The sequence below is a fragment of the Desulforamulus aquiferis genome, assembly GCF_030577015.1.
Lineage (GTDB): Bacteria > Bacillota > Desulfotomaculia > Desulfotomaculales > Desulfotomaculaceae > Desulfotomaculum > Desulfotomaculum aquiferis.
This window is the reverse complement of sequence record NZ_JARPTC010000016.1, coordinates 75,323-101,048: the sequence shown is the minus strand read 5'-3', so window position 1 is coordinate 101,048 and position 25,726 is coordinate 75,323. Positions and strand designations below refer to the sequence as shown.

The window sequence follows — 25,726 nt, the reverse complement described above, 5'->3', positions numbered from 1 at the left end:
TTACGGTATCTGGTTTGGAAAGGAAGATTTTCCTATGTGGATCGGTAAGGTTGTGGGCACTTTGGTGGCCACACCCAAGAATGAGAGTTTAAAAGGCAGCAAGCTTCTTATTGTTCAGCCATTTTCATTCATCGGCAGTGTACATGAGCCCATCGTGGCTATCGATGCAATCGGTGCGGGAACCGGCGAGAACGTCCTTGTTGTTGAAGGCAGCACAGCACGTTATGTCACCGGCAAGCCTAATGCAGCGGTGGATGCAGCCATTGTAGGCATTGTCGACAGTATGGAGATTGATAGAGGTCTTATTGAGGAGTAGTGCACCATGAAAGTATATACAAAAACCGGGGACCAAGGGCAAACCAGCCTTTTAAGTAAACAAAGGGTTTATAAGGATGATGACCGGGTACACGCTTATGGCACGGTTGATGAGGCTAGCTCTGCCATGGGTTTGGCCAAATCTTTAACCCAAAAGGAATGGGTGGTCAATATTATCCACCCTATCCAAGTAGAGCTAATCAGTTTAGCTGCTGATCTAGCAACCGAGGGCACAGAAGATGCCGGTAAGTATCGAATATCCGAGAGTCATGTACAAAACCTTGAGGGCATAATTGACGAGTTGGAACAGCAGCGCATCCCTGATAAACATTTTGTGATTCCGGGCGGTACACCCGTCAGCGCAGCATTAGATTTGGCCCGGACCATAGTGCGCCGGGCCGAGCGCTGCGTAGTCAAGGTTAGACGCTTAGATCATGTTCATCCTCCTGTTGCCCTGTATTTAAACCGTTTATCGGACTTATTATTTGTTTTGGCCAGGTGTGTTGAACAGGAAGAATTGGTGGTTAAGGTGACCAGCAACGTTATGGAAAATCTTGCTGGGACAAACAACGTGAGCGGTGAGATTGTAAACATGATGACATTAAACAAGGCCATGAAAATGATCCAGACAGCAGAAGCTAAGGCTAAAGAAATTGAGGTGCCAATGGTTATTGCCGTGGTTGACTGCGGCGGCAATCTTGTGGCCCAGCATCGCATGGATGGTGCAATACTGGCCAGTATCTCCATATCACTGGACAAAGCCTATACTGCGGTGTCCCTTAAGATGCCTACAGAAAAGGCAGCGAAGCCCGCTAGTCCGGGCCAATCCCTTTACGGCCTTAACACCACCAATGGTGGTCGACTGGTAATCTTCGGTGGCGGCATACCCGTCTTTGACAAGGGAGTGTTAATTGGAGGCATCGGAGTAAGCGGGGGGTCCGTTGAAGATGATATCACCGTAGCCAAGGCTGGATTAGCAGGCCTTTAAAAGGAGGTACCTATGTGGTAATTGATCAAAGTATTATTTCCAAAATCACTGCCGAGGTTTTAGCCAGAGTACAGGAGCAAAACAGCTCTACCTCTGGTCAGAACGGTATTTTTCAAACAATTGATGAAGCTACTGCCGCAGCCCGACAAGCCCATAGACAGTTAAGAAAACTGTCCCTGGAGACTCGGGAAAAGTTAATTCAAGCCATGAGGGATGTCAGTTTAGAAAATGCTGTTCTTTTATCTGAAATGGCTGTTAAGGAAACCGGCATGGGTCGTGTCTCGGACAAAATTTTAAAAAATCAACTTGCCGCCAGTAAGACACCCGGTACCGAAGACTTAAAAACCGAGGCCTGGACCGGTGATCGTGGGTTAACACTGGTTGAAATGGCCCCCTTTGGTGTAATAGGGTCCATAACTCCAACCACAAACCCCTCTGAGACAATCATAAATAATGGCATTAGTATGATTGCTGGGGGAAACTCAGTTGTTTTCAGCCCCCACCCCACTGCCAAAAATACATCCCTGAAAACTATAGGCCTATTAAATGAGGCTATTGTTAAGGCAGGGGGACCACCCAATTTACTAACTGCGGTGGCTAAGCCCTCCTTAGATTCAACAAATGCTATGTTAAAGCATCCTGATATCAATATGCTTGTGGCTACAGGCGGTCCCGCCATCGTCAAAATAGTCATGTCCTCAGGAAAAAAAGCCATTGGTGCAGGTGCCGGCAATCCTCCCGTCATTGTAGATGAGACTGCGGATCTTGATAAAGCAGCTAAGGACATAATGTTAGGGTGCTCCTTTGATAATAATTTACCCTGTATTGCAGAAAAGGAAGCCATTGTTCTAAACTGCATCGCCGATAAGCTGATTTCTAATATGCAAAAACATGGGGGCTACCTGATTTCAGGACAGGATATTAATAAACTCATGAAGGTTATCCTGACGGAAAAAGAAGAAAATGCTGCAGCCGGCTGTACTATCAAACCCAAGAGAACGTATATGATTAACAAAAATTTTGTTGGTAAGGATGCCAAATATATTCTAAGTAAAATAGGCATAGATGTACCGGATACTATCAGGGCCATTATTTGTGAAACAACCGAAGATCACCCCTTTGTGCTGGAAGAGTTGATGATGCCCGTATTACCTATTATCCAGGTAAAAAATCTCGATGAAGCCATCGAGTTAGCAATTAGTGTTGAGCATGGCAATCGTCATACGGCAATCATGCACTCACGCAATGTAGATAATTTGACCCGCTATGCTAAGGCTATAGATACAACCATCTTTGTTAAAAATGCTCCTGCCTATGCAGGAATTGGTGCCGGTTCAGAGGGTTACACATCCTTTACATTGGCAGGTCCCACAGGTGAAGGACTCACCTCGGCTAGAAGTTTTACACGCCAGCGTCGCTGTGTACTTGTGGATGCATTATCTATTGTGTAGTGACCCCCCTTAGGAAGTAGGTGGAGATTTGCGCGAGGAAATTATCGCAGCGGTTAAGGCAGCTGGTGTGGTTGGGGCTGGTGGTGCGGGTTTTCCAACCCATGTAAAAATTAACGCCAATGCAGAGATTGTCATTGTTAATGGGGCGGAGTGTGAACCTCTTTTAAGGGCCGATCAACACCTAATGGCCAGTGAGAGTGAGAAACTAATTATAGGCCTCAAGGCTGTTATGCTTGCCACAGGTGCCGGCAAGGGTTACATTAGCCTGAAACTTAAGTATGAAGATGCAGTAAGAAATTTGCAAGACACCTTGAAGCAAATGGATGCCCAGGGAATTGAGCTTTTTTTCATACCTGATATGTACCCGGCTGGTGACGAGCATGTTCTCGTGCATGAGGTTACCGGCAGGATAGTGCCTGAGGGTGGTATTCCCCTTCATGTGGGAGTGGTGGTCTCTAATGTCCAAACCCTTATTAATATTGCCCAGGCACTGGAAGGACAACCTGTCACAGACAAATACGTCACGGTGACGGGTGAAGTTGGTAAGCCTAGTACCGTCAAAGTACCAATAGGCATGTTAATAGATGAAATCCTTTTATTGGCCGGTGGAACCACAGTAAGAGAATATACTGTAATTGACGGCGGACCCATGATGGGTAAGCTTATCCAAAAGGATGCCACCATAAGAAAGACTACCGGCGGTATTATAGTCCTGCCCCAGGACCATTCCCTGGTGGTAGAAAAAGGCCTGACCTGGCCTGTAATTTCCAACCGGGCAAAGTCTGTCTGCTGTAACTGCAGGGCCTGTACCGATGTATGTCCTCGCAATCTTCTGGGACATAGATTAGAACCCCATCGTATTATGCAGGCCATAGGCAGAGGTCAGATAAACGAGTCGGAGGTTCTTTCCAAGGCATTCCTTTGTTCTGAATGTGGTGCCTGCGATACATATGGTTGTTCCATGGGCCTGTCACCCCGTCGGGTAAACGCAGAGCTTAAGCGCCAGTTCGCCGGTGCAGGTATTAGAAACCCCCATAATGAAAAACCCGAAAGCTCCCGTATTAATCGTGAGTTCCGGCGAATACCAACCAAGCGATTACTATATCGTTTGGGTTTGGACAAGTATGAACATAAGGCACCCTTAAATCTAGAGCCTGTACTAACCAAAAATGTTAAAATATTGCTTTCGCAACATATTGGCGCCCCCGCAAAGCCTGTGGTAGAGCTTGGCAGTATGGTAAATAAAGGTGATCTCATAGCAGAAATTCCTGAAGGATCACTGGGGGCTAACTTGCACGCAAGCATTTCTGGGCAGGTCTATAATGTGGAGGGCTGGATTGGTATCCAGCAGGGGGTGAATATATGAAACGAGCTATAGGTTTAATAGAGACGAAAAATATAATCAAGGGTATTTCCGTGGCGGATGCAATGTTGAAGTCTGCCAATGTTGATTTGATTATGGCCCACTCCGTGTGTCCAGGAAAATATTTTATCATGGTGGGAGGTGATGTAGGGGCAGTACAAAATGCCGTTCGCAGTGGTAAAGCTACCGGAGGAAATGAAAATATAGTTGATGATATTGTTCTTTCCAACATTCATCCAGACGTATTTCATGCCCTAAGTGGCTGTTCCGAGGTAAAAGAAATTAAGTCCCTGGGAGTTATAGAAAGCTACTCGGTGGCCTCTGCCATTCTTGCCGCTGATACCGCAGTAAAATCTGCCACTGTTCAGCTTATTGAAGTCCGCTTAGCCCGCGGTATGGGAGGAAAATCACTGGTCACTTTAAGTGGCGAGGTTGGAGCAGTAACAGCGGCAGTACGTGCCGGAAGCAACGCCATTCAGGATAGCGGCTTTTTAATCGGTGATCTGGTAATTGCTGCTCCACATCAAGGACTACATAAAGCATTATTCTAATACACTTAAAGGAGTGAAAATTTGATGTTCGGAGGTCTAGAAATAGTCGCCGCCTTTGGTGGTGGGGTGTTTGGTGCAGCCGTAGGTGCGTTGCCCGCATTTATTATGACTGGTATTTTGGTCTTGGCAGGATTTACGGATATGGCCTTTGGTCCCTGGTTTGGGCCACACGTAGCCTTTGCTGGTGGTGTGGCTGCAGCTGCCTTTGCAGCTAAGAATGATTTAGAAAGCGGTAAAGATATTTTAACTCCCCTCATAAAATTCAACGACGGCTCAATTCTACTTGTAGGCGGTATCTTTGGTGCTATAGGTATGGCTGTTCAGCAGTTTTTCGCTGGAATAAATACCCCTACCGATACTGTTGCACTTACTGTAGCCATTTCCGGTATTGCAGCCAGACTAATTTTTGGCGAAAAGAAACTATTCCACGGTTACAGCATGCCGGACGGCAAAACCGGCTTATCTTTATTAGTTCTTGGCTTGGGGGTAGGCCTAATTTCCTCCTATGGTTCCATCGCCACAGATAATGCGGTCCTTGGTTTTGGTATTGCAGCAACTTCACTTATCTTTGTGCAAATCATGGGAGTAGGCCCGGTAACTCACCATATTGCCTTACCCGCGGCCCTGGCAGCAATGGCAGCAGGTAATATATGGATCGGGGGATTATTCGGTATAATCGGTGCTTTATTAGGGGATTTTTTCACCAAAACCATGAACGAAGGCAATACCCATGTGGACCCTCCTGCCTTTGTTATCGCACTATTAACATTAATTGTGGTACTTTTCATGTAGATATGTCTCCTATAATCAAGTACAAATGTAGGGAATTTTAGGCTTCTGTAGGAACCAGTAGGTCTCCGGCAGAAGCCTGTTGATTTTACATAGGTGGATTTTACCTGTTACATCTCCTCCCTAACACCGTCTATATGGTATATGGAATAAAGGAGCTGTATTTATGAAAAACAAACTGGTTGCAATTCTCCTGGTTTTATTTCTAATTGCCCCAAGCCTCAGTTTTGCCAACACTCCATTTACTGATACCACTGAACATTGGGCTTCTAAGGATATCGAATTAGCTTTCCAGCATGGCTTATTGAAGGGTGTTGGGGAGGATCGGTTTAATCCCGAAGGTACCCTCACCAGGGCAGAGCTGGCTGTTTGCCTGGATCGCATCTTTGATTTTAACTTTAGTGCCATGTTATTCCTTAAGGAACCTGTCCTTACCGATTATTTTGATGATGTACAGGAAAGTGAGTGGTACAGTCAATCAATTCTTGAGAGCGCAGTTTTCAACATTTTCGATATCCAGGACAGAAAATTTAAGCCCGGGGAACCAGTAACCAGACTTGAGGTTGCTGAAGCCATTGCAAAGTCCTTTGAGGCTAAAAGCCTAAGCGTAGCTACCATACTTCTGTGGCCACATTTCAAAGATATTGAGACAACCAATACATTAGCCTTCATACACAATACCGGTATTATGAAGGGCCGTGCAGAAGGTCAGTTTTTCCCCGATGAAAAACTAACCAGGGCAGAATTTGCAGCCATTGTAAATCGCTGCCTGGATACAGTATCCTTAGCCCATTCCTACGAAAAACAATTAGAGCCCTCCGCTGAATAAAAATAGACAGCTCTCAGCAGACATATCCTGAGAGCTGTCTATTTTTATTTTAATGGCCAGTTCCTCTCCTACTAAGAATAATGTTTTATCAGGGCACCTGCTCAATATGATGGTAGATTACATGCCCCCCTTTCCTTAGATTATTATTTACTAGTAACCACTGGACTCCCAAGCACATAGTATGTGTTAGCTGATTAAAGTAAGTTAGTTTTATCTAACTAACTTACGCCAGGCAAATAGGTTGGGTGGCACAACATCAAAAAATTAGTAAGAGCTCTTAACCTATAGTTAGCCGAGACTAAGTTAATTGACAAGTGGGGGTGGGAATTATATGAAAAATAGCTTCAGGAGGTTCGAGGGGAATGTTATGGCCCTATATGATTTGCCCATTGGGAAAACAGCGGTAGTTGATTCCATAGAGGCCGAGGGCCTTGCCAGGAGAAGAATGCTGGATTTGGGCCTTATTCCCGGCACTAAGATAGAGGCTCTGCGGGTAAGTCCCTCGGGAGACCCCAAGGCCTTTAAAATTAGGGGAGCAGTCATAGCCTTTAGGGAAGAAGAAAGTACACAAATCATGGTTAGCTATAAGGAGGATTAGGCTCATGGGTTTGACACATCAGTCCTGCGGTGCCGGGGCAAATAAAGAATCACTTAAGGGCTCAACAACCAAAAAAGCAGACTATGTGATAGCATTAGCCGGCAATCCCAACACCGGCAAAAGCACCGTGTTCAATGCCCTAACAGGATTAAACCAGCATACAGGCAATTGGCCCGGTAAAACAGTATTGAGGGCTGAGGGAAAGTATATTAATCAAGGGTATGTGTATAATCTAGTTGATCTACCTGGCACCTACTCTCTGCTGGCCAATTCCGTTGAGGAACAAGTGGCTAGGGATTACCTCTGCTTTGGCAGACCAGACGCCACAGTGATTGTGGTGGATGCCACCTGCCTGGAAAGGAATTTAAACTTAGTATTGCAGGTTCTCGAAATAACTTCAAAGGTTGTAGTCTGCGTAAATCTGATTGATGAAGCCCGCAGAAAAAATATTACGGTCAACACTGAAGCATTAGAAAAAATATTAGGTGTTCCTGTTGTTGCCACAGCTGCCAGGGATAGGATCGGCCTGAACGAATTGATTAACGCTATTTCTAATGTGGCTAATGACAGGCTAGTAACAAATCCCTATGTTGTTAGATACACTGAGCAGATTGAGGCTGCCATTTCTAAAATAGAACCTATTATTAAGGAACTGGTTGGAGAAAAATTAAACAGCCGCTGGCTTGCATTGAGACTATTAGATAAGGACCAAACAATAATCACTAAGCTGGAGGAGCTATATCCACAGAGGGATAGTCTCGTAACAAAGGTTGGAGGTGAACTGTGGGCATGAGCCAGGTTTTCCCAACAAGACTTAGTGCAATTTTAACTGAGATTGAGCAGTTACATCCCCATGGCAATCTACAGCTTAATGATTCTATAGTAAATAGTATTTACAATTCAGCAGAGAGTATAGCTCAGCAGGTAGTTAACCAAAATGAGCAGCCTCGCACAGATTGGGATAAAAGGATTGATGATATTCTTACTTCCCGGGTATTTGGCTTTCCCTCCATGCTGCTGCTCCTGGGAATGATTTTCTGGATGACAGTGGCCGGTGCCAACGTCCCCTCAGCCATGCTGGCAGATACTTTATTCTGGGGGCAGGATCGTCTAACTGAGCTTTGTAATGTTCTACATGCCCCAGCCTGGTTTCACGGTCTTTTTATAGAGGGTGTTTACAGTACCCTTGCCTGGGTTATATCGGTTATGCTGCCACCCATGGCTATTTTCTTCCCTTGCTTCACCTTGCTTGAAGACCTAGGCTATCTGCCCAGGGTTGCCTTTAACCTAGATCGCCTTTTCAAGAAAGCAGGAGCCCACGGCAAGCAGTCCCTGACCATGAGTATGGGGTTTGGCTGCAACGCCGCCGGGGTTATAGCTTGCCGAATAATTGAGTCGCCCAGGGAACGTATGATAGCTATGTTAACCAATGTCTTTGTTCCCTGCAACGGCCGTTTCCCCACCCTAATTGCACTGTCGGGAATTTTAGTCTTTGGCATGGGTGGTACCCTTGGCGCCACAGCCATTGTGGTGGGAATTGTCCTATTGGGAATCACGGTAACCTTAGCTGTATCCTGGAGTCTTTCCAAAACCCTATTAAGGGGGATTCCCTCCTCCTTCACCTTGGAACTTCCTCCCTACCGAAAGCCTCAAATAGGAAATATTATTGTCCGTTCAATCTTCGACCGCACCCTCTTTGTACTAAAACGAGCTATTATTGTAGCAGCTCCCGCAGGGGTAATTATCTGGTTAATGGCAAATATTTATGTAGGTGAAATAAGTATTTTAGCCTATTGTGCCAACTGGCTAAATCCCTTTGCCCAGCTTATGGGACTGGATGGCTTCATTTTAATGGCCTTTATACTAGGTTTGCCGGCCAATGAAATTGTTCTGCCCATACTAATAATGAGCTATCTGGCCGTGGGAAGCATGACCGAGTTGGAAAGCATTAGGGACCTATATAACCTCTTTGTGGTACAACATGGCTGGACTTGGCTTACTGCTGTCTCTATGATGCTCTTTACTTTACTGCATTACCCCTGTGGAACCACATTATTAACTATTCAGAAAGAGTCTGGTAGCATTAAATGGACTATATTAGCCGCTTTAATACCCCTGGCAATTGGCTGTGCTGTCTGCATCCTTGTGGCCCAGACTGCCAGAATAATGGGCTGGGTCTAAACCTTTGAATCAGGCCGGGTAAGCTTACCCCGGTCATTTTCTTTATCTGCTATCTGGCAAAAACCCTTATACTCCTCTAGCCAAACCGGATTATGCTTGCTAAACTTAACAAATTTGGTTATTGCCGTTATGGTAGGCACTGAGAGATAGTGCTCCATAGCCTCCGCCTCTGCTTCAAAATCACACTGGGAGCCGAGTAACTGCAAAAATTCCCTTATAATCCTATTTCTCTCCACCAGGAAATGGCCTAATTCTTTACCCTTATTCGTAAGTACTATTTCTCTATAGCGACGATAATTAATATAATTACACTCATCAAGCTTTTGCAGGGCCCTTGTAACAGAAGGCAGGCTAACATTTAAACAAGCGGCAATATCAGTTACCCTTATTGTTTCTCCACTTTGACTTATCCGATAGATTTCTTCCAAATAGTCTTCCAGGCTGGGAGATAACAAATAACCACCCCCTTTAAAATCAAGATATAAAAGGGGGGAATAATTATTACACTTTTTTATCTTGCTGATTTAAATATTCCCCGGGGTGTGATATAGATGGGAGATTACTTACTTGGTCTAGTCCTTTCAATTATTTTATTTTCTATTAATGGATTTATCAAAATGCTTTTCAAAAGACTTTGCTTCCTGTTTATTAGTAAATATTATGATAAGTAAGTCCTTATTTACTTATTTTGCTAAACTTACTATATAAATAACCGATATAACTTAATAAAATATAGCAGCGCGGCGGATGAACCTAGAGCCATAATTATATCCTTATATAAAGAGGGATCGTTATGAAGATTGCTAACAGATTTCTAGCCATGATGATAATCCTGGGATTAATGATCATTGGGGGCCTATTCTGGACAACCCATTATGTAATCATTCCCTGGCACATAGAAACCATGTCTCAAAAAGCTAGGGAGTTAGCCTCCTATATTGAAAAGACTACTCCTTTATTATCAGAAGCCCAGATGCAAAAACATTTAACCCAAATACAAGGGGAGCAGGCAGATTTAAGCTATATCCTCCTTGTTGATAGAAACGGCAAGGCCCTTTTTCACAGCGACCCTTACCGGGTAGGAATGGTATTTGATGACCAAGGTACTTTAGCTGCTGCCCGAGAGGGAAAGACTGTTGAGCAGATATATATTAGAGACGCCGATAACCCCCAGTCAAACTTCCATGGTGAGAGAATACTTGACATCCTGGTGCCCTACTATAACAACACCAATAGTTTAGCTGGTGCGGTAAATGTTGGTCTATCCCTGAAAAGTATAGATTTGGCGACAAAACGTTATTATACAATCATTTCCATTAATGCCTTTCTATTTTTATCTTTTCTTATTTTCTTAACCTACAAGCATGTTAAGGATGTGATATCACCCCTCTCATCCATTGCTGAAATGGCGCGGCGTTTTGGAGAGGGTAATCCTGATCACACCATTAGGATTAACAGAAATGACGAAATTGGTATACTTGCAGCAGAATTTAATAAAATGTCACAAAATATATCTAATCAAATCCTTGAACGTAATAGAACGGAATTAGAGCTTAGGGCTTCCTACGAGGAACTAACGGCAACAAATGAAGAGTTAGTGGCAAGCAACGAAGAACTTATTGCTGTTGAGGAGGAACTTAAATTATCCTATGAGGAAATCAATAAGTCCCATACCAAGATAAGTAATTTACTAGAGAGCATTGAGGATGGATTTTGTTCATTAGACTCCAATTTCAAAATTACATATTTAAATAGTGAAGCTGAAATGCTATTACACATTTCAAAGGATGAAATACTAGTCAGGGAATGGTGGGCTGCTTTTTCAGATATAAAATCCCTTTCCGTTTTTTCTGAGCTGCAGCGGGTCCTTGAAGAAAAATCATCTGCTCAATTCGAAACCTATAACAATATCATCTGTAAATGGTTAGAATTTCGTGCCTACCCTTCCCCTGAAGGTCTGTCTCTTTATTTTCATGACATTAGTGCTAGGAAGCATTCAGAAGAGCAATTAGTCAGTAAAAATAGGTACCTCTCATCTTTGTATGAAACCACCCTTGACTTAATCAATAGGCTTGACATTGATGACTTGTTAGCTGCAATTCTAAAAAGGGCCTGCTCCCTCCTAGGTACGGAACATGGACTATTGTATTTGATCAATGATCAAAAGGACGAATTATCTTTACACTTAGGAACCGGTTTATATAAAGACTATATTGGGTTTACCCTAAAACCCGGGGAAGGTTTGGCAGGCAAGGTGTGGCATAGCGGTAAGCCTTTGGCGGTGAACGACTACAGCGCCTGGAGCGGACGTTCCTCAAGGGTAAGCGATTTGTTTAGGGAGACAGTCGCCTTTCCATTGAAATCGGGCAATCAGGTGGTTGGGGTTTTTGGGCTGGCCTACCTGGAAAAGGGACAAAGAATTGGTGGACAGGAAATGAAATTGTTGGAAAGCTTTTCCCAGCTGGCTTCTATAGCCCTGGAAAATGCCAGACTTTATACTGCTTCCCAACAAGAGGTTGCCGAGCGAATAAAGGCAGAGGAGGTAATAAAATACCAGGCACAGCACGATTACCTCACTGATTTGCCCAACAGACTGCTTTTCAATGACAGACTTTTTATTTCCCTGGCCCATGCGGAGCGAAAGAATAAAAGCTTAGGAGTTCTATTTCTGGATATAGACTGTTTTAAACTAGTCAATGATACAATGGGACACGATGTTGGAGATCAACTATTAAAGTCCATTGCTAAACGTGTATCTGACACCCTAGAGGATAGTGACACAATTGCTCGAATAGGCGGTGATGAGTTCACCATCTTGTTATCAGATCTTGATCGGCAGGAGGATGCTGCCAAGGTGGCGGAAAAAATAATACACTCCTTAGAAGAGCCCTTTGTATTAGATGGGCGAGAATTTTATATCACCACCAGCATTGGAATAGCTGTTTACCCCTCTGACGGCCTGGATGTTAAAACTCTCCTTAAACATGCTGATATAGCCATGTATCAGGCTAAGAATCAAGGACGTAACAACTATCAATTTTTTGCACCTTCAATGAATGAAAGCAATATGCACAGGCTAGAATTAGAGCATTCCCTTAGAAGGGGCCTTGAGAAAAATGAGTTTACCGTTCATTACCAGCCACAGATAGATATACCTAATAATAGTATTGTTGGAATCGAGGCGCTGCTAAGGTGGGATCATCCCCAGAAGGGGATCATATCTCCTGCATATTTTATTTCTATTGCTGAGGAGACCGGTTTAATTGTTCCTATCGGTGAACAGGTTTTAAGATATGCCTGTCTTCAAAATAAAGAATGGCAATTGTCAGGTTTACCACCAATGCGGGTGGCAGTCAATCTCTCCCCCCGTCAATTCCAGCAGCAAAATTTAGTTCAGGTAATTACTGATATATTACAGGAAACAGGGATGGAACCCCATTACCTTGAACTAGAGATTACCGAAAGCCTAGCCATGCATGATGTTGAATTTACCATTAAAACACTAAATGAATTAAGGAAAATGGGCATAACCATTGCCATTGATGACTTTGGTACAGGCTATTCCTCCCTCAGTTACTTAAAAAGGCTGCCCATCGACATACTAAAAATAGACAGGTACTTCATAAGGGATGTTACCAAGGACCCAGGTAATGAAGCCATTGTAGATGCCATAATATTATTAGCTCACAACCTGAAGCTGCAGGTTATTGCGGAGGGTGTAGAAACCGAAGAACAGCTTAATTATCTCCGAAGCAAAAACTGCGATCTAGTTCAAGGTTACTATTTCTATAAACCTCTGCCGGTTGTCGGCATTACAAATCTATTGCTTAATACCTTCAAAAAGTAAAGCCAGCATCGCTGGCTCAGATTGTCGAGAAACTACCTATATTCGGGTTTTAAAATCCCTCACGACTCCTATCTCCGCAGTGGACAGTGCTAATCGCTTGCTTCGGGCGAAAATGGGCCGCCTTCGAGTAAACATCGTGTTTACCTCAGGCCTTCGCGGACGTCCATGTCCGCTCACCCATTTTCGCATCCTCAGCTTCGCGAAGCGCTGTTTCCACTGCTTCGAATATCGCTGCTCGGGATTATTAAAACCCAGTTGTAGCTTTTTCAATAGTCTGAGCCAGCATCGCTGGCTTCTTTATATGGTCTCCGGGCAATCAGCTCAATTTCAACCCCGGCACCCAGGGGCAATGATGCTACTCCAATGGTGGTTCTTGCCGGGTAAGGTGAAGCAAATTGTCTTGCATATACCTCATTCATTGCAGCAAAATCCTGCATATCCGTCAAAAACACATTGACTTTAACTACATGCTCCGGTCCCAGGCCTGCTGCTGACAAAACGTTAAGCAAATTGGCAAAGCATTGTTCTGTCTGTGCTGAAATATTACCTTCAACTAACTTACCGCTCTGGGGATCAATGGGCGTTTGCCCGGATAAATATACCAAATCACCCGATTCAACGGCGTGTGAGTAAGGACCTATAGCAACTGCCCCGGTTGCACTGAAGGCTTTTCTCGACATATTAGTAGTCCCCTTCCTATTATTGAATCCCTGCCAGGTTTATGATATTATCTGCTAAGCCATCATAATAGTCTTGGCAACTGAAGATAATAATCTGGTGCTCTGCGGCAATCTCTCGAAGTATTTCATAGGCCCTTTGTCTTCTTCCCTCATCAAAAAATGCCAAGGAATCATCTATAAGTATGGGAGGTTTTTTCCCCTTGGTTATTGCCGGCACTAAGGCTAAACGAAAGGCTAAATAGGCTTGATCCCTGGTTCCCGTGGAAAGTTCCTCGTTTATTTCTACGTGACTACCCTTGGCGTCTGAGTAAACCTTCATTTCCAATTCACCGGAATCAAGGTCAATTTTATTATAGCGACCTCCTGTAAGCCTTGTAAGGTAATCCTGGGCCCTGGTTCCAATCTCACCGGTAATTTTGGCCAGGGTTTGTCCCCTGGCTTCTATAATTAGATTCTTAACGGCTTGCAGTATGCGATATTCCCTGCGGTATGCTTCCAGTACCCCCTGATAGTGTTCAAGTTCTTCTTCCAGCCCAACAATATCATCTACTCCATATCTTGCTTGGTTCATGGCCTCAGTAAGCAGTCTTCTCTCCAGTTCCATGGAGTTATATTGTTTCTCCAAACTCCCAATTGCCCTTTCCAAAGCCACAACCTTTTCTAAGCTCATATCCGGCAAATTAAGGGCTTCCAGCACAGTTTGAGCTTTAATAGTCTCCATAGCCAATCTTGCTTTATCATTATTTATTTGTTCATCCGGGGGAAGGTTTTGCAGCGCTCCCAAGGCTTGTTGAAACTCATTATTTATAATCCTGGCTTTACTATCCAGATTCCTTTTAGTCTGCTGGTATTCAATTTTTTTAACTTTTAGCAATTCAAGGCAAGTCTCAGGTTCCTGTGAAAAAACTAATTCCGGCTCCACCGCCCTTACTAATTCTTTGACATTAGGATACTCATTTAAAACCCTGTTTTTCAGGTCTGACCAGGCTGTTTCCTGTGCTTCTAAGCTTCGCCTGTACTCTTCTGGCTGCTTACCTGCCAATAGGGTTTGGATAGCTATTTTTCTCTTTTCCAACTCTGTGTTAATTAAGGACCACTTATTGTATAGTTCCATTAATTCCTGTATAGTTGAAACCTTATACTTTGCTAGCCTTTGATTCAGTTCCTTTGAAAGGAGTTTTTCCTTTTCCAGGTTTTTATTAGCTTCCAGGTTCTTGTTTGCCACTTTAATCCTGGCTATATCAGGAATGGTTATGATAACCTCGCTGCGGCCGTCAATGGCCTCGCCCGGAACAAAGGATTGCTTATCCTTATCAATTATAAGCTCCGGTCTGATATCAGACAAAGGTGTCAGGTCTATTACAAAGCCTTGCTCAATACCTGTTCTTCGCAGCACCTCAATTTCTGTAGCCATTGAACTGCAGACCTTTAAATCACCGCTGGCTACAGAAATACATTTTGCTAAGTCCTCCCGGGATTCCATTAATAGCTTCTCTGACTCATCTAGCCTGGACACCAGATTACTGATTCTGCTAAACCTCTGCTCAGCATCTTTATAGTTATCCATCATGTTTATAAAGTTTTCAATGGCCGGGATAACTGGCTCAAGCTTAGCCATATCAGCCTCTACCTTTTTCAGCCCATCCCTAGACTCATTGGAGGCCCGTTCCAGATCCTTTTTCCTTTGTTCTAGCAACACCACCTCTGAAAAATACCTATTGAATTGATCATAGTTTTCCCTGGCGGTTTTCCAGGTCCGGGATTTATCATGCTCCGCCCTTTTCTGCTCTAGTTCTCTAATCAAGTCCTGGTGATTACCATTTAATTCGGTAAGTTTTTCGATATTCTTGGCTGTGCTTTCCACTTCATTTTTTACTAGGGTAAGATTCTGTTTAAGACTTTCAATTTTATCAAGGACAACCTTCACTGCGCCCGGGTATTTGGCAGGTTTAGTTACCCCTTTATTTAATTCACCTAATTTGCCATCAATACTTTTTAGGATCTGGGTAATGGATACCCCGTCAACGCCGGAAAGCTTTTCTTCCAACCTAGCCCTAAGCTCAGGGGCGTTCTTTACTTGCTGAAGCTCCTCTGCTGAAAAAAAGACTGTATTTTTAAAAAGCACCTCTGTGGGAAGTCCTGAAATTTCTGATATAACCTCTGCAATTTTTTGCTTGGAGGATAATTTTTTGCCTGAACCAATTTCTTCCAAAACCATTGTTTTAGCTTCAAAATCCTTAGTTAGCAAATACTCTTCCTTGTCCGAGGCAATTTGCATGGAAACCTCATACATTACGTCATTGCCCCAGGTTTGCATGCTTTGAATCTTGCTGCTGGTACTTTTAGGGTCAGCATAAAGGGCCAGATTGATGGTCTGGCGAAGGGATGACTTCCCTCCCTCATTTGGGGCCTTGACCAGGTTTATACCGGATGTGAAAGTCAGGTCAACGGATCGTAGGTTGCGGAAATTTTTCACCTTTAGCTTTTTTATTAACATTATTCCACCTCGCCGTTCACCAGAATATTACACCCACGCTGCATTACTTCTTCCCATAGTTGCTTTTGCTCCGGATCAGCTTGATCTATTTTTTGACTTGCTAAGCGGATGAATTGACCTACCACTGTTGTTTCTGGAAAAGAAGCTAAATCAATTTGTATATTCCCTTTTTCCCCTTGACCATGCTCCAGATGAAAATCAAAAAAAGATTCATTATATCTTTCTTGTATTTCTATTATTATGGCTTTTTCTTCCTCGGATATATTACCCTTGATTCTGACCCTTAGCAAAATATTCGGTCCAGCAAGTCTTTCCACTTCCTCTGCCAGTTCCCGGACATTACATTCTACCCTCGTCCATTTATGGTAAGCTACTTCCTTCCGGGTAACCTCTACTCCCCGCTCGGTTAGCTCAACTATGTTTACCGTACCGTTATCTTCGCCAAAACCCAGGGTAGTGGCTGAGCCACAGTATGAAGCAAGGGTTTTGCCTAGCCTTATGTCCCCTAGAAAACTGTGCCAGTGACCAAGGGCTAGGTAATCCATTTCTAAAGCTTCGATATCCTTAAATTCTATGGGATAATCATCCTCAGCTGATTTGCCGGTGATCTGCAGGGAACCATGGGCCAGGGCGATATTCCAGCGGGCTTCAGGGTGGGGGGTCAATCCCTTAATAGGACTCACACTATCCCTATTTGATGTATTTGGTTTTCCGTGGACTGCCAGTGATAGCTGGGGATAAAATAGGGCTTGTCCCGCCTCCTCAGAAAAAATAACAACATTTTCCAGCCTTGACCATTCAAAGCGTCTGTAAATGGATTCCTTGTTATATGAGTCGTGGGTTCCTGGCAATATGACCCCGGGCATTTTCAATTTACTTAACTGGCTGGTAATAAAATTAACCATAGCTGGAGAAAGCCTGTTGGAATCAGCTATATCTCCTGCAAACACTACTAAATCAACATTCTCTTCATTGGCCAAATTAATAATATTTTGAAAGGTTTGCTTAGCCCCCTCCCTAAGTTCCTTACCCTTTACTGTAAACTGCTTAAAGGGAGCCCCCAGGTGAATATCGGCTGCATGCAATATCTTTGGCAAGAGTCCACCTCCTTATAAAGCTCATCCAGGTACATTCTATTACTCCTTAGTATAATAGGCAATTCCAAGGGTGCCTGGACCCACATGAAGACCAATTACCGGGCCAATGGCACATACGGGCAAAGCCTCACCAAGGGTATCTTCTAATTGCCGGGCCAATTTACGGGCTTCCGGCTCATAATTGATGTGATGGATAACTGCTTCCCCCAGTCCTCTACTTTTTGTATCCTGTAAAAATATTTTTATAATTTCTTGAACTGCCCGGTCCTTTTTGCGAACTTTACTCAGCAGTGCCGTTTTACCATCAATTACCGTAAGAATCGGCCTTATCTGCAGCAGAGAACCTAATAGTGCTGAGGCACCACCTATCCTACCACCCTTGTGTAGATATTCCAGGGTATCTGGAACAAATATAAATCTGCTCCTGGCAATAACCCTTTTAGTCTCATTTATTACTCCTGCCATGGCTTGTCCGTAACTGGCGGCCCGGGCGGCCGCTAGTGCGGCAAAGCCCAGTTCCATGCAATTGGATCTGGAGTCGATAATTTCAATGCAAGCATCTGGATATTTCTCAATAATCATCTTTTTAACTAAACAGGCTCCAGAAAAGGTCCCACTCATTTCGGAAGATAGAAATATGCCCACCACCGAATGTCCCTCTAAAACAAGCTTCTCAAATACTTGAAATATCTCCTGGGGCGAAGGCTGAGAGGAAGTCGGGATAGTTTTACTCCGGGACATTTTATTATAAAAGGTTAAGTTGTCTATCTCTTCTTCACGATAAGTCTCTGAATCAAAGGTTACAGACAAAGAAACAACAGTAATATCATATTTTTTTCTTAATTCCAAAGGTATATATGAAGTACTATCAGTTACAATCTTAACGGACATTTCTATAGCAACCCCACTTTCGAACAATTTCCTTCTCTCTGATTAAATTATATAACTACTGTCCACAATACAGCAAATATTTCAAGCATTTCCTGGATTACAACAAAAATAATAATATCTAAAAAATATAAAAAGCCCCTTCCACATTGGATGGGGCTACAAACTGTCGAGAAACTACCTTAGGGTTATAGTACCCTCACGACTTATTTTAGGCTTGTTTTTCTATAATGTCCCTGGCAATTACCACACCGCAGGCTCCGGCCTGGGCCAGTCCCCTGGTGATGCCTGCACCGTCACCACCTGCATATAAACCCCTAATTTCCGTTTCAAATCTATTGGTCAGCTTGGGGCGGGCTGAATAAAACTTGGCCTCTACCCCATAGAGCAGGGTATGCTCGGAGGCGATGCCGGGTGTGACTTTATCTAAGGCCTCCAGCATCTCGATAATACTTTTCATTGTATTATAGGGAAGGGCTAAGCCTAAGGCACCAGGTTCTGCCTCTTTTAGAGTCGGCTCCACAAAGCCTACCTGAATGCGTTTTTTAGTGGACCTGCGCCCCTTTAGGATGTCCCCATATTTTTGAACGATAACACTGCCGTTGGATAGGTCATTAGCCAGCTTGGAAATATATTTAGCATATTCAATTGGTTTATCAAAGGGATAAGAGAACTTATGAGAAACCAGTAAGGCAAAGTTGGTATTGCTACTACCCAGGTTTTTATCCTTAAAGGCGTGACCATTGGCCAGCATAACACCTGAATGGTTCTCGATAACAACATGGCCAGAAGGATTGCTGCAAAAGCTTCTTACGGAGGTTCCAACGGAAGACCTGAAAATAAACTTGCCCTCATAAAGGTTCTCATTTATTTCTTCCATAATGGCATTTAGGGTCTCTACACGAACACCAACATCAACCTGGTTGTTATCCATGGCTAGGCCATGCTTTTTGAGAATACCTGATAACCACTCAGAGCCATCACGCCCCGGTACAACAACAACCTTATCAGCACTGTATTCTTCCCCTGACTTCGTAATAACCCCTTTGATAGAGAGTACTTCCCTATCCTTGGTGATAACTAAATCCTCTACCTCTTTTTCAAACATCATATCTATATTTTTGTTTTTCAAAAACTCAAAGATGCTTTTCAGAATTTCTAGGTTTTGTTCAGTCCCCAGATGCCTTACCTGGGCACGTAGAAGCTTCAGCCCAACGGCCAAGCCACGCTTTTCGATAGACTTGACAGCATCAGTGGTGGGATCAGTTGTCTCAGATTGTGCCCCGTGCTTGATATTGATGCTATCAACATATTTTATCAAGTTAAGGACTTCCGAAGGGACCAGATAATCGGTCATCCAGCCACCAAACTCGGTGGTAATATTAAATTTACCGTCTGAATATGCTCCTGCTCCACCAAAGCCGTTAGTTATGGAGCAGGCTGGTACACAGCCGGCGTGGTCTTTTTTAGCGGTAGGCGGTGGGCATTTGATTGTTCTTTTTTGAAGAATCGGACAAACCCTTTTATAGATGTCCCTTCCCTTATCAATCAGCAGCACTTTTATGTGCGGTGCCTTTAAAGCTAATTCATAGCAGGCATAAATACCTGCAGGACCGGCGCCGACAACAATTACATCGTATTTTTTCATGTCATCACGTCCTGTCTAATAGTTCACAATTGTGAAATTCACAAACAGATTCATTATGAACTATATAGTTAGAAAGATCAATAGTTATTTTATAGTAACCTTTCCATACCAGAGCTTATTACCCATTAACAGTTATATCTTACCTGAAATATATAAATATCTTTCATTTCACAGGGTAATAATAATGTGCTATGTTAAGAACATGTTGAATATTTGTTAATCTTTTCCTGAAGGGAAAAGACAAAGCAACAAGGAGGTTGTTTTTTATGAGAAAAAGTAGGTTTGTTTATGCATTGGTGCTTCTAATGTCTTTTTTTATGCTGCTTGGCTGTGGCCAAAGCGAACAGCCTAAGGCTGAGTCCGAGTCAAAAGCAGCATATATTAAGCTAGGTGGTTCCAGTACCCTGGCCCCTGTGATTGCTAAATGTGCCGATGATTTTACCGAGCACTACAAAACCTGGAACAATGTTGATGCAAAATTTGCTGAGGAACCCATAGTTTTATTTGTTTCCACCGGCGGTTCCGGCTTTGGAGTAAAATCAGCTCTGGACGGCACCGTAGATATCGGTCTTGTCTCAAGGGAAATTAAAGATACGGAAAAGGAAAAAATGCCCAACGGGAAAATCATAAAACTTGGCTCCGATGCTTTGACCATTGCTGTTAATCCTCAAAACCCGGTTGTTCGGGTTAAGCCAAATCTAACCACCGAAGAAGTAAAACAGATTTTTGCTGGGGAAATTAAGACCTGGAAAGACCTTGATGCAAATTTGCCCGAACGACCCATCGTCCTTGCCATACGTGATTTGGGTGGTGGAGCCAGTCAGGTATTTGACGAGCTGGTTATGAAAGGTACCCCCGTTGCCAAAGAGGCTCAGCAACTACCCTCCATGGGGGCACTGGCCGGAAAGGTAGCAGAAAACGTTGATGCCATTGGCTATGTATCAGTAGGATTGGTAAAACAAAACGAGGGTAAAATCTCTGTACTAAAAATAGATGAAGTGGAGCCTACCACTGAAAATATTGCCAGCGGCGAATACAAGATTGCCCGCCCGCTGCTTCTGGTTACTAAAGAGCAGCCTGATGAAAAACAACAGATTTTTATTGACTATCTCTTATCTGAAAAAGGCCTGACTGTTGTGGAAGAATTAGGTTTTATTCCCCCGGCAAAATAGGAGTTGACCTGGGTAGTTGAATAATTCAGCTACCCATAATATTTTACAGGGTTGTGTATATATGCCTCAGATTAAAACAAACAAACTTGCCATTTTTTCCACCAGCACTCTATTCCAACTGGTTTCACTTTCCAGTGCCCTGTTATTACTGTCCATTTTTGCCTTTATGGCGGTCCAAAGCTGGCCCCTGTGGCAACCCCTTTCCTTGATAAACTTTATTACAGGGACTGACTGGCAACCCCTTTCAGCTCCCCCCCTTTTTGGTATAGGCACCATGATCCTAAGTACCTTTTGGACTGCCCTGGGGGCGGTATTTCTGGCAACTCCCCTAGGATTTAGCTGTGCAATATTCCTGGCTGAATTTGCACCTGTATGGTTGGCAAGCCTTATTAGGCCGGTGCTTAATTTATTAACAGGCATACCCTCGGTTGTCTATGGCTTTTTGGGAGCTGCTGTGTTGGTAAAGTATTTTGAAGTCACCTTTGATATGGCCAGTGGAGAATCCCTTTTCTGCGCCTCCCTGGTGCTCACCCTAATGGTATTACCCTATATTGTTAGCACTGCAGAATCAGCCCTAAGGTCTGTCCCCGGAGAATATCGTCAGGTAGCTCTGGGTCTAGGTGTATCTAAGGTATACTTTGTCTTGAAGGTACTATTACCCATGGCTAAAAGGGGACTGCTTGGGGCACTCATACTTGCCTTTGGCCGAGCAGCCGGTGAAACCATGGCTGTGTTAATGCTGGCCGGCAATACCCTGGTACTTCCAACCTCTTGGTTTAGCAAGGGTGAACCACTGCCTGCACTGATTGCCCTGGAGCTTGGCACGTCCGAGGTGGGCAGTCTTCATTACCAGGCCCTATTTGGTGCCGGACTGGTGCTGCTTGTATTTGTTGTTAGCGTTAATCTGCTATTCACCCTGTTCAGGAGGGGCCGTAGAAACGAGGTGAACCAACCTTGAAGCTAAGACCCTTAATTGATTTTCTTTGGTTATCCCTGTTTTGGTGCAGCGGACTTCTTCTTTTACTTGTGCTTATTTCTATTTTGGGCTATCTATTTTACAAGGGATACTCCTCCTTAACAGCAGAATTTATCCTATCAGTGCCCAAGGGATTACCCCTGGGAGCTGAGGGTGGCATTTTTCCTGCCATAAGGGGTACCCTTTCCTTGATCCTTCTGGCCATTGCCGCCGCTTCCGGGCCGGCCCTGTCCACTGCAATCTATCTGACCCAGTACGCCAAAGCCAGTAGAGTTAGCAGCCTAGTAAATATAACAGTGCAATGTATGGCCGGGATTCCTTCCATAGTGACAGGTCTCTTTGCCTATGCGCTATTTGTTGTGAAATTTGGCTTTGGTATTTCCCTCTTGTCTGGTGGGTTGGCCTTAGCCATTATGATCTTTCCTGTAATCGTTGTAACCTCCAGGGATGCGCTCCTGTCAGTGAACAGTAATTACCTGCTTGTTGCTAAAGCCCTAGGGGTCTCCCAGGGCTATATTTTGGTCCGAATCCTATTACCCCAAGCAGCCACAGGAATATTAGCAGGGCTTCTGCTAGCCATGGGATATGCGGCAGGGGCAACTGCCCCAATTATGGTCACCGCTGCAGTTATTGCCACCCCTCCCACAGTAAGCCTATATGAGCCAGTAATGGCCATGCCTTACCATCTTTATATACTATTTAGCCAACAGGTATCCCTGGATAAGGCCTATGGTACAGCTCTGGTGCTGGTGCTGTTACTCTTATTGTTAAATATTATTGCCTTATGGTTGAATAAATTGAACAAAAAAGGGGCCTAGAAGATGTCAATAGTTGTTCAAAACTTACAGGTCTGGTTTGGAAAACAACAAATTTTAAAGGAGATTAACCATACCTTCGCCGAAAACAGAATCTCTGCCATTATAGGCCCCTCTGGGTGTGGTAAAACAACTTTTTTGAAAAGCCTCAACAGAACCTTAGAATTAGATGCTGGCTATCGCCTGGAAGGTAAAGTATTAGTTTCGGGTGAAGACATCTATCAAAGGGAGGCCGGGGACATACGCCGCAGGATAGGAATAGTATTCCAAACCCCGGTGGCGTTACCCTTAAGCATTAAAGAAAACCTATTGTTTGGGGTCCGTTACCACGGGGAGCGGAACAAAAAGAGGTTAAATGATATTACTGAAAATTGCCTAACCCAGGCAGGTTTATGGAATGAAGTAAAGGATAAATTAAACAGTCCGGCCAATAAGCTCTCAGGCGGTCAGATTCAACGTCTTTCCATAGCCCGGGTTCTTGCGGTAGATCCAGAGGTTTTATTACTGGACGAGCCATGCTCTAATTTAGACCCTGCTTCCACCAGGCTAATAGAGGAATTGTTAGTCGAACTGGCGAAGAAATTACCCGTTGTTCTTGTTACCCACAATCTTTTCCAGGCTAAACGCATCGCCCACATGACTATCTTTATGATCAACGGTCAGCTTCTGGAAAGTGCTGAGACTACAAAGCTGTTCACCAACCCTGACAAACAGGAAACCAGTGATTTTATAGCTGGTCTAACATGGTGATAGGAGGTTACTATGATTTCTTTACAAATTCCCGGCAGGGGAGAACTTCATATAAAGTCTGTAGTCCTAGACTATAACGGTACCATAGCCTTGGACGGCAAGCTAGTTCATGGAGTGTTAGAAAATCTAAATAATCTAGCTACAATACTTGATATTTATGTAATAACTGCAGATACCTTTGGTCAGGCTGCTGCTGAGTGTCAATCATTAAATGGAAAGGTTGTTATTCTAAAGAACCATCTGGGAGCAGGAGAAAAAGAAGCCTTCGTAGCCGCTCTGGGTGCTGAAAATGTGATTGCCCTTGGCAATGGGGCCAATGACTGCCTGATGTTAAAGAAAGCCGCCCTGGGAATAGCTGTGATTGGTCACGAGGGTGCCTCGGTTAAAGCTGTTAACTCTGCCGATATAGTGGTAAAGGATATCAATGAAGGCCTTGGGCTGCTCCTGAACCTCAAAAGATTAAAAGCAACCCTGAGAGGTTAAAAAGAGGACGGATTTACCGTCCCCTTTTGGTATTTATTGCTATAGTTTAAATTTATTTACCAATTGGTCAATATCACTTGCCATCTTCTTCAGATTTTCTGTTGAGGCCGAAACCTCCTGCATAGCAGCAGTTTGTTCCTCAGTTGAGCTCGCCACATTCTCTACTCCCGCAGAAACTTGCTCTGATGCTGCAGCGACATCATGTATCTTCTCCGAAAGACCGCCGATTTCAGATAAAATTCCTGTAAGAATTTCCCCTACCTCATTTGCTACCTGAACCCCTAGGGTTACTTCATGGTTGCCTTGATTCATTGTTTCAACTGCCAGCTGTGATTCTGTTTGCACATTTTGGATTAATCCGGTAATTTGCTTGGCCGCATTGGAGGACTGTTCCGCTAATTTCCTCACCTCTTCAGCAACTACCGCAAAACCACGTCCCTGTTCCCCGGCCCTAGCTGCTTCAATGGCTGCATTTAAGGCTAATAGATTGGTTTGATCAGCTATACCTGTTATTAAGTTTACAATCTGTCCTACTTTGTTAAGGGTTTGCGAGAGATTTTCAATAACTCCTGAGGCTTTCTCGCTGGAAGTGCTGATGATAGTAATTTGCTTATTTAGTTGTTCAATTCCCTCATTACCCTTCATCGCCTTTTGGGAAATGCCCGTTGATACCGAGGATACATTATTAGAATCCTGGGCTACCTGATCAATAGTAGTAGCAATTTCCTCAACGGTGGCAGCATTCTCTGTGGCAGCAGCAGACGTTTGTTCCGCCTGACTGGCCAATCCTGATGATGTCTCCGATATTTCTCGGGCTGTAACGGCCAAATGTCCAATGGCAGCGTTTAAGTTATTCTTCATACTATTAAAAGAATCTGCTAGGCTGCTAATTTCATTCTTCCCTTTAACTCTGATATCCTCTACCGTGAGGTCTCCGGCTGCAAGCATATTGGCGTTCTTCTCTATATTTTTAAGGGGTGTTGTAATACTACGGCTAATAAAGTAGGCGGCGGAAATACCTAGGAGGGCTGCTATAAGGATGGCTGACAGGAGTAGGGATTGTGATTGCTTATGAAGGGTATGTACTTCAAGGCTAGCTTTATCTGCATTGTCTTGATTATAGTTTACCAGATCAGCCAATGCATGTCTGGCATAACTATAAAGGGCTTGTGATTCCTGTTGCATAGTATCCATGGCTTCCTGATTTTTATTCTCTCTACTTAGATTAATAACCCTTTGGTCGGCCTCAAGAAAATTCCGCCATTCAGAACGTGTAACTATTAGCAGGTTTTTATTGTGGTTGTCATAGACATTTTTTTCGTATTCGGCTAAGTAATTTTCAATTTCCTGTTTATTGTTGGCAATTAATTCCTCCATTTCATTAATATCTTTTTCCCTTGTGGCAGCTATATGTCTGAATTCATTAATCCTGATATCTGCCACAAGGGTTTCTATATCTCCGGCTAATTCGACCCCTGGCAGCCAAGTACTTGTTATTTCTAAAGATTTGTCATTGACTACCTGCAGGGTGAAATTTGCATAGAGACCCAAAGATAATGTAATGATAATTAATAATCCAAATGCCAAGAATAGTCGGTGTTTTACTGTTAAGTTCATCTCATCACTCCTCGAGGGTTAATTATATGTTATACATTAACCCAAAATATTGGTATTACCTATTACCTTTTCAGTTTACAAAAACAGACAATATTTGACAAGATCTTATAGCTAAATACTTTGTGCATTTGGCCATATTTCTGTGTTTTTTCAGCAAAATATCCTCTAATGATATGAAAAGACGGAAATTA

General features: G+C 43.6%; 23 protein-coding genes. 16 read left to right on the top strand and 7 right to left on the bottom strand.

Translation table 11 applies throughout. From position 1 onward, the window contains the following. Window positions 1–34: 34 nt before the first annotated feature. The 10 genes from P6N53_RS11305 to P6N53_RS11260 all read left to right on the top strand — a co-directional run bounded on the left by P6N53_RS11305 (window position 35) and on the right by P6N53_RS11260 (window position 9,065). Entirely contained in the window at window positions 35–316 is a 282-nt protein-coding gene (locus P6N53_RS11305; RefSeq protein WP_304543189.1) for a EutN/CcmL family microcompartment protein, read from the top strand. A 6-nt stretch (window positions 317–322) separates the two neighbouring features. Next, window positions 323–1,303, top strand: a complete 981-nt coding sequence (locus tag P6N53_RS11300) for a cob(I)yrinic acid a,c-diamide adenosyltransferase (RefSeq protein ID WP_304543187.1) — start codon at window positions 323–325, stop codon at window positions 1,301–1,303. A 14-nt stretch (window positions 1,304–1,317) separates the two neighbouring features. Continuing rightward, a complete protein-coding gene (locus tag P6N53_RS11295) occupies window positions 1,318–2,754 on the top strand; it encodes an aldehyde dehydrogenase family protein (protein WP_304543185.1) in 1,437 nt (478 codons plus the stop codon). A gap of 28 nt (window positions 2,755–2,782) precedes the next feature. Further along, the gene (locus P6N53_RS11290; protein WP_304543183.1) at window positions 2,783–4,120 is read left to right on the top strand and encodes a 4Fe-4S dicluster domain-containing protein; all 1,338 of its coding nucleotides are present in this window, start codon (window positions 2,783–2,785) and stop codon (window positions 4,118–4,120) included. After that, window positions 4,117–4,668 carry a BMC domain-containing protein gene (locus P6N53_RS11285; RefSeq protein WP_304543181.1) on the top strand — a complete coding sequence of 184 codons (552 nt, stop codon included), beginning with the start codon at window positions 4,117–4,119 and terminating at the stop codon, window positions 4,666–4,668. Before P6N53_RS11290 ends, P6N53_RS11285 begins: the two co-directional genes overlap by 4 nt. A gap of 24 nt (window positions 4,669–4,692) precedes the next feature. Next, window positions 4,693–5,460: a DUF7973 family transport facilitator gene (locus tag P6N53_RS11280; protein ID WP_304543179.1), complete on the top strand. Its 768-nt coding sequence runs from the start codon at window positions 4,693–4,695 to the stop codon at window positions 5,458–5,460. 163 nt (window positions 5,461–5,623) lie between these two features. Further along, on the top strand, window positions 5,624–6,286 hold the full coding sequence (locus P6N53_RS11275; protein ID WP_304543177.1) for an S-layer homology domain-containing protein: 663 nt from the start codon (window positions 5,624–5,626) through the stop codon (window positions 6,284–6,286). A gap of 331 nt (window positions 6,287–6,617) precedes the next feature. Beyond that, window positions 6,618–6,884, top strand: coding sequence for a FeoA family protein (locus P6N53_RS11270; RefSeq protein ID WP_304543175.1), 267 nt, complete (start codon window positions 6,618–6,620; stop codon window positions 6,882–6,884). A 4-nt stretch (window positions 6,885–6,888) separates the two neighbouring features. Continuing rightward, entirely contained in the window at window positions 6,889–7,677 is a 789-nt protein-coding gene (locus P6N53_RS11265; protein ID WP_304543173.1) for a FeoB small GTPase domain-containing protein, read from the top strand. After that, window positions 7,674–9,065, top strand: a complete 1,392-nt coding sequence (locus P6N53_RS11260; protein WP_304543171.1) for a nucleoside recognition domain-containing protein — start codon at window positions 7,674–7,676, stop codon at window positions 9,063–9,065. Before P6N53_RS11265 ends, P6N53_RS11260 begins: the two co-directional genes overlap by 4 nt. On the opposite strand, the gene P6N53_RS11255 is transcribed toward P6N53_RS11260, so the two are convergent. Next, complete coding sequence (locus P6N53_RS11255; protein ID WP_304543169.1) at window positions 9,062–9,520, bottom strand: metal-dependent transcriptional regulator; 459 nt, start codon at window positions 9,518–9,520, stop codon at window positions 9,062–9,064. The two genes, P6N53_RS11260 and P6N53_RS11255, sit on opposite strands and share 4 nt — an antisense overlap. 338 nt (window positions 9,521–9,858) lie before the next feature. Between P6N53_RS11255 and P6N53_RS11250 the strand changes: the two genes are divergently transcribed. Continuing rightward, a complete protein-coding gene (locus P6N53_RS11250; RefSeq protein ID WP_304543167.1) occupies window positions 9,859–12,912 on the top strand; it encodes an EAL domain-containing protein in 3,054 nt (1,017 codons plus the stop codon). 266 nt (window positions 12,913–13,178) lie between these two features. Here P6N53_RS11250 and P6N53_RS11245 read toward each other — a convergent pair whose 3' ends face one another. The 5 genes from P6N53_RS11245 to P6N53_RS11225 form a co-directional block, all read right to left on the bottom strand. Then, entirely contained in the window at window positions 13,179–13,592 is a 414-nt protein-coding gene (locus tag P6N53_RS11245; RefSeq protein ID WP_304543166.1) for a RidA family protein, read from the bottom strand. A gap of 19 nt (window positions 13,593–13,611) precedes the next feature. Further along, the gene (locus tag P6N53_RS11240) at window positions 13,612–16,089 is read right to left on the bottom strand and encodes an ATP-binding protein (RefSeq protein WP_304543164.1); all 2,478 of its coding nucleotides are present in this window, start codon (window positions 16,087–16,089) and stop codon (window positions 13,612–13,614) included. Next, window positions 16,089–17,186: a metallophosphoesterase family protein gene (locus P6N53_RS11235; protein WP_304543162.1), complete on the bottom strand. Its 1,098-nt coding sequence runs from the start codon at window positions 17,184–17,186 to the stop codon at window positions 16,089–16,091. Before P6N53_RS11235 ends, P6N53_RS11240 begins: the two co-directional genes overlap by 1 nt. Before the next feature lie 39 nt (window positions 17,187–17,225). Beyond that, window positions 17,226–18,077, bottom strand: a complete 852-nt coding sequence (locus P6N53_RS11230; protein ID WP_304543161.1) for a DegV family protein — start codon at window positions 18,075–18,077, stop codon at window positions 17,226–17,228. 208 nt (window positions 18,078–18,285) lie between these two features. Beyond that, window positions 18,286–19,722 carry an NAD(P)/FAD-dependent oxidoreductase gene (locus P6N53_RS11225; protein WP_304543158.1) on the bottom strand — a complete coding sequence of 479 codons (1,437 nt, stop codon included), beginning with the start codon at window positions 19,720–19,722 and terminating at the stop codon, window positions 18,286–18,288. Window positions 19,723–19,988: 266 nt separating this feature from the next. Here P6N53_RS11225 and P6N53_RS11220 point away from each other — a divergent pair, with 266 nt between their 5' ends. The 5 genes from P6N53_RS11220 (at window position 19,989) to P6N53_RS11200 (ending at window position 23,918) form a co-directional block, all read left to right on the top strand. Further along, window positions 19,989–20,894 carry a phosphate ABC transporter substrate-binding protein gene (locus P6N53_RS11220; RefSeq protein WP_304543156.1) on the top strand — a complete coding sequence of 302 codons (906 nt, stop codon included), beginning with the start codon at window positions 19,989–19,991 and terminating at the stop codon, window positions 20,892–20,894. 61 nt (window positions 20,895–20,955) lie between these two features. Beyond that, window positions 20,956–21,852, top strand: a complete 897-nt coding sequence (gene pstC / locus P6N53_RS11215; protein WP_304543153.1) for a phosphate ABC transporter permease subunit PstC — start codon at window positions 20,956–20,958, stop codon at window positions 21,850–21,852. Beyond that, window positions 21,849–22,688, top strand: a complete 840-nt coding sequence (pstA, locus tag P6N53_RS11210) for a phosphate ABC transporter permease PstA (protein ID WP_304543151.1) — start codon at window positions 21,849–21,851, stop codon at window positions 22,686–22,688. Before pstC ends, pstA begins: the two co-directional genes overlap by 4 nt. A 3-nt stretch (window positions 22,689–22,691) precedes the next feature. Beyond that, the gene (locus P6N53_RS11205) at window positions 22,692–23,435 is read left to right on the top strand and encodes a phosphate ABC transporter ATP-binding protein (protein WP_304543148.1); all 744 of its coding nucleotides are present in this window, start codon (window positions 22,692–22,694) and stop codon (window positions 23,433–23,435) included. A gap of 12 nt (window positions 23,436–23,447) precedes the next feature. Then, window positions 23,448–23,918: an HAD family hydrolase gene (locus tag P6N53_RS11200; protein WP_304543146.1), complete on the top strand. Its 471-nt coding sequence runs from the start codon at window positions 23,448–23,450 to the stop codon at window positions 23,916–23,918. Between the two features lie 39 nt (window positions 23,919–23,957). On the opposite strand, the gene P6N53_RS11195 is transcribed toward P6N53_RS11200, so the two are convergent. Then, window positions 23,958–25,535 carry a methyl-accepting chemotaxis protein gene (locus P6N53_RS11195; protein WP_304543145.1) on the bottom strand — a complete coding sequence of 526 codons (1,578 nt, stop codon included), beginning with the start codon at window positions 25,533–25,535 and terminating at the stop codon, window positions 23,958–23,960. Between the last annotated feature and the right edge of the window lie 191 nt (window positions 25,536–25,726).

Coding starts and splice junctions, on each gene's coding strand:
- P6N53_RS11240 (WP_304543164.1), bottom strand. CDS start 16,089: ATGTTAATAAAAAAGCTAAAGGTGAAAAATTTCCGCAACCTACGATCC.
- P6N53_RS11275 (WP_304543177.1), top strand. CDS start 5,624: ATGAAAAACAAACTGGTTGCAATTCTCCTGGTTTTATTTCTAATTGCC.
- P6N53_RS11200 (WP_304543146.1), top strand. CDS start 23,448: ATGATTTCTTTACAAATTCCCGGCAGGGGAGAACTTCATATAAAGTCT.
- P6N53_RS11300 (WP_304543187.1), top strand. CDS start 323: ATGAAAGTATATACAAAAACCGGGGACCAAGGGCAAACCAGCCTTTTA.
- P6N53_RS11220 (WP_304543156.1), top strand. CDS start 19,989: ATGAGAAAAAGTAGGTTTGTTTATGCATTGGTGCTTCTAATGTCTTTT.
- P6N53_RS11285 (WP_304543181.1), top strand. CDS start 4,117: ATGAAACGAGCTATAGGTTTAATAGAGACGAAAAATATAATCAAGGGT.
- P6N53_RS11225 (WP_304543158.1), bottom strand. CDS start 19,722: ATGAAAAAATACGATGTAATTGTTGTCGGCGCCGGTCCTGCAGGTATT.
- P6N53_RS11195 (WP_304543145.1), bottom strand. CDS start 25,535: ATGAACTTAACAGTAAAACACCGACTATTCTTGGCATTTGGATTATTA.
- P6N53_RS11280 (WP_304543179.1), top strand. CDS start 4,693: ATGTTCGGAGGTCTAGAAATAGTCGCCGCCTTTGGTGGTGGGGTGTTT.
- P6N53_RS11230 (WP_304543161.1), bottom strand. CDS start 18,077: ATGTCCGTTAAGATTGTAACTGATAGTACTTCATATATACCTTTGGAA.
- P6N53_RS11270 (WP_304543175.1), top strand. CDS start 6,618: ATGAAAAATAGCTTCAGGAGGTTCGAGGGGAATGTTATGGCCCTATAT.
- P6N53_RS11265 (WP_304543173.1), top strand. CDS start 6,889: ATGGGTTTGACACATCAGTCCTGCGGTGCCGGGGCAAATAAAGAATCA.
- P6N53_RS11245 (WP_304543166.1), bottom strand. CDS start 13,592: ATGTCGAGAAAAGCCTTCAGTGCAACCGGGGCAGTTGCTATAGGTCCT.
- P6N53_RS11260 (WP_304543171.1), top strand. CDS start 7,674: ATGAGCCAGGTTTTCCCAACAAGACTTAGTGCAATTTTAACTGAGATT.
- pstC (WP_304543153.1), top strand. CDS start 20,956: ATGCCTCAGATTAAAACAAACAAACTTGCCATTTTTTCCACCAGCACT.
- P6N53_RS11205 (WP_304543148.1), top strand. CDS start 22,692: ATGTCAATAGTTGTTCAAAACTTACAGGTCTGGTTTGGAAAACAACAA.
- P6N53_RS11250 (WP_304543167.1), top strand. CDS start 9,859: ATGAAGATTGCTAACAGATTTCTAGCCATGATGATAATCCTGGGATTA.
- P6N53_RS11305 (WP_304543189.1), top strand. CDS start 35: ATGTGGATCGGTAAGGTTGTGGGCACTTTGGTGGCCACACCCAAGAAT.